Origin of the sequence: Streptomyces sp. NPDC057543, from assembly GCF_042801895.1 — a bacterium.
Taxonomy (GTDB): domain Bacteria; phylum Actinomycetota; class Actinomycetes; order Streptomycetales; family Streptomycetaceae; genus Streptomyces.
The window spans coordinates 1-6487 of sequence record NZ_JBHVFF010000221.1; the positions used below are offsets into that span (position 1 = coordinate 1).

Genomic DNA, 6487 nt, shown 5'->3' on the forward strand with positions numbered 1-6487 from the left:
GCCCCCGACCGACCTGGTCGGGGGCGCCGCGTGTATGTCGGGGGCGCCCCGTGTATCAGGTACGGGCTACGGCGCGTACGCGTCGCAGGAGACGACGTCCGGAGGCGGTAAGGATCGCCCGCGAGAAGGGCCGGCTCCAGGGCCTGTCCAGTTCAGTGGCGTGGGCGGGCGGTCAGCGAGGCGTACGCCAGCCGGCGCAAGTCCTCGTACAGCGGCGGCAGCAGCGGCGACTGTCTCGGCGACTGCACCGCCTGCGTCCCCGTCCGTGACAGCAAGGACCCGCACGGACCGGCCGTCGTCTTCGCGGCCTCGGCCTGGACGCCGTTCGTCACGGCGGTCGGGGGTGACGGTCTGCGGCGCTGAGGAAGAAGCGGGTACGGGGCGGCACGGACTCGGCGTCCTTGCCGCCCCGTTCGGTTTTCGGTCCGGCGGGGTGGCCGTATCGCGGCGTCGTCGGCCGCCGCTCGGCCGTCAGCCATTCTTGGGGGAGTCGAGGTGGGCGAACGCCACCACGTTGTCCTCGTAGTCCTTGGCGGTCTTGTTGTACGGGCCGCCGCAGGTGATCAGGCGGAGTTGCGCGGACGGGGTGTCGGAGTAGACGAGCTTGTCCGGGAACTTGGCCTTGCTGAACGTCTCGACGGTGTCGACCTTGAACGTGGCGACCGAGCCGTCGGCGCGGGTGATGTCGACCGTGGCACCCCGCTTGAGGAACTGAAGCTGCAGGAACACGGCCGGACCGGTCTTCGTGTCGAGGTGGCCCGCGACGATCGCGGCGCCGCGCTCGCCGGGGGTGACGCCGTCCTTGAACCAGCCCACCATGTTGGGGTCGTTGGCGGGCGGCGGGGTCAGCCGGCCGTCGGCGCCGACGGCCAGGTCGGTGAACGGTGCGTTGACAGCGAGGGACGGAATCCGGAGCCGCGTCGGTACGGAACGCGGCATCGTCGGTCCGGCGGGCGCTTTTGACGGGGTGACGGGACGGGGCGCGGCGTGGGAGCCGAGGACCTCGGGCACGGCGGGCGCGACGGCGGCGGTGGGCGGGGTCGGGGGCTTGTCGTCGACCGAGGGGTTGATGGAGTTGTAGATGAGGAGCATGCCGAGTCCGGCTGCCACGGCGGGCCACATCAACGCGCGGCCTAGTGTGGATCCGGGGGCAGTCCGGGCGGGGGTGGATCCGGGCGACTGCGGGGCGGCTGCCATGGGAACGTGCCTTTCACTTGCACTTGCGTGGTGTTGAGGGGAAGCCTGTTGGGGCTCGATCCGGTGGGGCCGGACGGGCTGTGGGGCCGGACGGGCCGGTGGGACCGGACGGGTGGGTATGGCCGGTGAAACGAAGGCGCCGCGGCCGCCGCCCCGAGGGACGACGGCCGCGACAACGTAACGACCGGCTGGGGGCTGGGCCCGGTCAGGCGATCGCGCCACCCGAGGACTGGCGGCGGCGCAGCTTGTACGCGCCGATGCCGATGCCACCGAGCAGCAGTACCGAACCGGCGGCCAGGCTGCTACCGGTCGTCGCCATCCCGCCACCACCGGCGTGGACGCCGCCACTGGGCTTGCCCTCGTTGCCGCCGCGGCCACCTTCGTCGCCGCCGCGGCCACCTTCGTCGCCGCCACGACCGCCTTCGTCGCCGCCACGACCGCCCTCGTCGCCGCCACGGCCGCCGCGGCCGCCCTCGTCGCCGTCGCCTGCGACGACCCTGGCCATGAAGCCGCCACCTGCTTTGACGCCGCCGCTGGGCTTGCTCTCGTCGCTGCCGCGACCGCCCTTGTCGCTACCGCCCTCGTCGCCTCCGCGGCCGCCTTCGTCGCCTCCGCGGCCGCCTTCGTCGCCTCCGCGGCCGCCTTCGTCGCCTCCGCGACCGCCCTCGTCGTCGCCGCGGTCTCCGCCGCGGTCGCCGTTGTCGTCACGACCGCCGCGGTCTCCGCCGCGGTCGCCCTTGTCGTCCTTCCCGTGCTCGTCGCCGCGCGACGACGAGGAGCCGTGGTCCTGTCCCGAGTCCGCCGCCGTGACCATGGCGTAGGCGGAGGGGCCGGTGATGGCGAGGACCGCTGTGACAGCGGCCGAAGCGAACAGTGTGCGGGCAGAGCGCATCTGAACACATTCCTTCCGCCGCAACTGCGCAGAGTGACGGGCTGTCGACTCAGTGTGGAGCAGTGGCGACGTGATCCACCGTCAGCCGGAAAGGGGCTCCGCGCCAACGGGGAGCGCCGTATCGGGGCTACGTCGTGGGCCCTTCGAGTGGCGAATCGTCGATAATCACCCGTTGGACTGCACGCAGCGCCGGGTGGAGGTTTGGGCGGCGACGGCCCACTCGTTTGCCGCGCTTTCCGTTCGGCTGTCCGGGCGTCTTCGCGGTCCGCGACGGGTCTCAGGGTGTGCGCGAACGCCCGCTGGAGCCAAGGGAATTGGGGTCGCGGTCCGCAGTGTGCCGGGTCATGGTGGGGCTCCGCCCCGGACCGCTCTCCGGGGCGGAGCCCTCGCCGAGCCGGCCCTGCTGTGCCTCGCTGACCGGCTCCGACCGGCTGGGATCTCCCGGACGGCGTGGGTCGGGGTGCAATAAATCGGTTGTCACGCGGGGCGGCCCCCTGCTGTACTCCCCGCAGCACTCGATCGGCCGAGGAGAAGGTCATGCGCGGAACTCTCATGTTCATTCGGACGGGAATTGTCACCGATATCGAAAACATGGAGTTTCGTGCACACGCTGAATCTGGGAATTTTGGCGCATGTCGACGCCGGTAAGACGAGCCTGACCGAGCGGCTGCTCCACGCCGCCGGTGTCATCGACGAGATCGGCAGCGTCGACGACGGGAACACCCAAACCGATTCACTGGCGCTGGAACGGCAACGCGGCATTACGATCAAGTCTGCCGTCGTCTCATTTCCCATCGACGACATCACGGTCAATCTGATCGACACACCAGGCCACTCGGATTTTATCGCCGAGGTGGAACGGGTACTCAACGTGCTCGACGGTGCTGTACTGGTGATTTCCGCGGTGGAGGGCGTACAGGCGCAGACCCGTGTTCTCATGCGGACGCTGCGACGCCTGCGCATTCCGACGCTCATTTTCGTGAACAAGGTCGATCGCGGCGGCGCTCAGGAGGAATCCCTGCTGCGGAACATTTCGGAAAAGCTCACCCCGGCCGTGATCGCCATGGGATCGGTCGACGGGCGGGGTGGCCGGGACGCCCGCTGTACGCCGTACACCGGGGCCGACCCGGGCTTCACGGACCGGCTGGCCGAGCTTCTCACCGACCACGACGACGCGCTGCTGGCCGCGTACGTCGAGAACGCGGCGCCGCTCCCGTACCGCAGGCTGCGCGAAGGGCTGGCGGTACAGACCGGGCAGGCGCTGGTGCATCCGGTGTTCTTCGGGTCGGCGATCACCGGAGTGGGGGTGGACGCCCTGGTCGGCGGGGTCAGGGAGCTGCTGCCCGCGAGCGCGGGCGATGCCGAGGGGCCGGTCTCGGGCAGCGTCTTCAAGGTCGAGCGGGGACCGGGCGGCGAGAAGATCGCGTATGTCCGGATGTTCTCGGGCACGGTACGGATTCGCGACCGGCTGCCGTTCGGCCGGAGCGACGGACGCGCGGGTGGTCGCGGGGGCGGGCGCGGTGAGGGGAAGGTGACCGCGATCAGTGTCTTCGACAGCGGTTCGGTCCTGCGCGAGGTGGAGGTCGGAGCCGGCCGGATCGCCAAGCTCCGGGGACTCGGCGACATCCGGGTCGGCGATACGGTCGGCGAACCGGACACGACCGGGCCGGGGAATTGGTTCGCCCCGCCGACACTGGAATCGGTCGTGGTCCCCTGCGTTCCGGAGAGCCGGGGCGCGCTGCATTTCGCTCTCGCGCAACTGGCCGAGCAGGATCCATTGATCAATCTGCGTCAGGACGGCATCCGGAAAGAAGTGTCCGTCTCGCTCTACGGCGAGGTGCAGAAAGAAGTGATCCAGGCGACGCTCGCCGATGAATTCGGAATCGACGTCACCTTCCGCGAGACCACAACCATTTGCCTGGAACGGCCGAACGGCAGCGGCGCGGCGTACGAGATCATCGACCAGGACCCAAATCCCTTTCTGGCGACCGTCGGCCTTCGAGTCGATCCGGCGCCGATCGGCAGCGGCATCGAATACCGGCTCGAGGTGGAACTCGGATCGATGCCGTACTCGCTGATGAGAGCGGTGGAGGAGACCGTAATGGAGACCCTGCGGCAGGGAATTCACGGCTGGCAGGTCACCGATTGCACCGTCACCATGACGCATTCCGGCTACTGGCCCCGGCAGAGCCATTCCCATGCCGTCTTCGACAAGAGCATGTCGAGCACCGCCGGAGATTTCCGCAATCTGACCCCGCTGGTCCTGATGAACGCACTGAAGCAGGCCGGGACCACCGTCTACGAACCGATGCACCGCTTCCGCCTGGAACTCCCCACGGACCTGCTCGGCCCGGTCCTGCCCGTACTCGCACATCTGGGTGCCGTGCCCGGGACGCCGGCCCCGCACGGTGCCGTATGCGTGCTCGAGGGCGAGATTCCGGCGGCCCGGGTCCACGGACTGCAACAGCGGCTCCCGGCCCTGACGCGTGGCGAAGGGGTCCTGGAATCCGAATTCGACTCCTATCGGGCGGTCATGGGTGCGCCTTTGGCCCGGCCGCGCACCGACCGCGATCCCCTCAACCGCAAGGAGTACCTGCTGCACACGGTGCGCAGGGTCGCCGGACAGGGGGACTTCCGGTAGCAGGCTCGTCCCCACGGGGCATCCCATGCGCGAGTCTGCCCGGAAGCGACTGTGGAACGGTGAGCCGGGCGAGTCACGCAGCGCCGCCGATGGCGTGAGGGTAAGGCGCAAGGCGGGCAGGTCACCCCCGCGCCTACTGGCTTTAATTTCGCCATATGTTCCCATGAACCGCGCACTCCATGAACGGAAAGTGACGGACAGTCACTTTCCGAATGCGGTGGTGCATGCTCTGCGGTCTTCCGCTCCAGCGGCCGCGGTGGCTCAGGTGCATCTTCGTGGCCTGGACACACTGACTACGGGTCGGCAGCCGCACTTCCTCAGGAAAGAGAAAGGTCACCTTCCATGGCTGTGGCTGCCATCCCGTCCGCTCCTCGTCCAGACGGTCGTACGCCCACTCGGTGCACACGCATCTGGCTCAGGGCGACCTTCGCCGTGTTGTCCGGCGTGACCGTGCTGAGCGCCAATACGTTGTGGGCTTCCGCTGCCTACGGGGCGGAAGCTCCGGTGGCGCTGGGAACCGACACCAGCTACGCGGTGCTGGCCGGTCAGACCGTCACCAACACCGGCCCCAGCGTCATCAATGGAGACCCGGGGCTCAGCCCGGGGTCCTCGGTGACGGGATTTCCGCCCGGCATCGTCAACGGCTCTCAGAACGTGGGAAACGCCGCGGCTCTCCAGGCCCAGTCCGACCTGACCATCGCCTACAACGACGCGGCCGGTCGGGCTCCGACCGCCAGTGTGGCGGGGGATCTCGCCGGAGTGACGCTGACGCCCGGCGTCTACAACTCCACCGGGCCGCTGGCGAACAGCGGTACCGTCACCCTCGATGCGGAGGGGGACCCCAGTGCTGTCTTCATCTTCCAGATTGCCAGCACTTTGATCACGGGGTCGGCAAGCAATGTCAGCCTCATCAATGGGGCCCAGGCATGCAATGTGTTCTGGCAGGTGGGCAGTTCGGCCATCATTGGGACCAACTCCTTCTTCAAGGGCAACATCCTGGCCCTGACGGACATCCATGCACAGACCGGCACGGTGATCGAGGGCCGGGCCCTGGCGCGCAACGGTGAGGTCACCCTGGACGACAACACCATCACCAGGGCGGCCTGCACTGGTGGGCCTGCCGGGCCCACGGGCCCGACCGGACCGACGGGTGCGACCGGTCCCAATGGTGCGACGAGTCCGAACGGTGCGACGGGTGCGACCGGTGCGACGGGTGAGACCGGTGCCAATGGTGCGACGGGTGCGACCAGTGCCAATGGTGCGACGGGTCCGAACGGTGCGACGGGTGCGACCGGTGCCAATGGTGCGACGGGTCCGAACGGTGCGACGGGTGCGACCGGTCTCAATGGTGCGACGGGTCCGAACGGTGCGACGGGTGCGACCGGCGCGACGGGTGCGACCGGTGCCAATGGTGCGACGGGTCCGAACGGTGCGACGGGTGCGACCGGTCTCAATGGTGCGACGGGTGCTACCGGACCTGCCGGTCCGGACGGACCTACCGGATCGGGCGGTGGCCACGGCGGTGGCCACGGCGGTGACCACGGTGGCGGTTACCAAGGTGGTGGGAAGGAGGATGCCGGTTACCACGGTGGCGGTTACCAAGGTGGTGGCAAGGAGGGCCACGGCGGCGGTGGCCATGGTGGTGGCAAGGAGTGCCACTGTGGCGGTGGCCACGGCGGTGACCACGGTGGCGGTTACCAAGGTGGTGGGAAGGAGGATGCCGGTTACCACGGTGGCGGTTACCAAGGTGGTGGCAA

General features: G+C 69.0%; 4 protein-coding genes and 1 pseudogene. 3 read left to right on the top strand and 2 right to left on the bottom strand.

Annotation, left to right across the window (positions count from 1 at the left end; translation table 11 throughout):
- Nucleotides 1–255 precede the first annotated feature (255 nt).
- Nucleotides 256–363, top strand: a pseudogene (locus tag ACFU8Q_RS29565) (DUF397 domain-containing protein); the annotation flags it as partial.
- A 108-nt stretch (nucleotides 364–471) separates the two neighbouring features.
- On the opposite strand, the gene ACFU8Q_RS29570 reads toward ACFU8Q_RS29565, so the two are convergent.
- The gene (locus ACFU8Q_RS29570; RefSeq protein WP_384459368.1) at nucleotides 472–1197 is read right to left on the bottom strand and encodes a class F sortase; all 726 of its coding nucleotides are present in this window, start codon (nucleotides 1195–1197) and stop codon (nucleotides 472–474) included.
- Between the two features lie 205 nt (nucleotides 1198–1402).
- On the bottom strand, nucleotides 1403–2089 hold the full coding sequence (locus ACFU8Q_RS29575) for a hypothetical protein (RefSeq protein ID WP_384459371.1): 687 nt from the start codon (nucleotides 2087–2089) through the stop codon (nucleotides 1403–1405).
- A gap of 601 nt (nucleotides 2090–2690) precedes the next feature.
- On the opposite strand from ACFU8Q_RS29575, the gene ACFU8Q_RS29580 reads away from it, so the two are divergent.
- The gene (locus tag ACFU8Q_RS29580) at nucleotides 2691–4730 is read left to right on the top strand and encodes a GTP-binding protein (RefSeq protein WP_384459374.1); all 2040 of its coding nucleotides are present in this window, start codon (nucleotides 2691–2693) and stop codon (nucleotides 4728–4730) included.
- Between the two features lie 504 nt (nucleotides 4731–5234).
- A partial coding sequence (locus tag ACFU8Q_RS29585; RefSeq protein ID WP_384459377.1) for an ice-binding family protein occupies nucleotides 5235–6487 on the top strand: 1253 nt, incomplete at its 3' end.

Bases quoted from the DNA above. Each gene is read 5' to 3' on its own strand.
- ACFU8Q_RS29575 (WP_384459371.1), bottom strand. From the start codon at position 2,089: ATGCGCTCTGCCCGCACACTGTTCGCTTCGGCCGCTGTCACAGCGGTC.
- ACFU8Q_RS29570 (WP_384459368.1), bottom strand. From the start codon at position 1,197: ATGGCAGCCGCCCCGCAGTCGCCCGGATCCACCCCCGCCCGGACTGCC.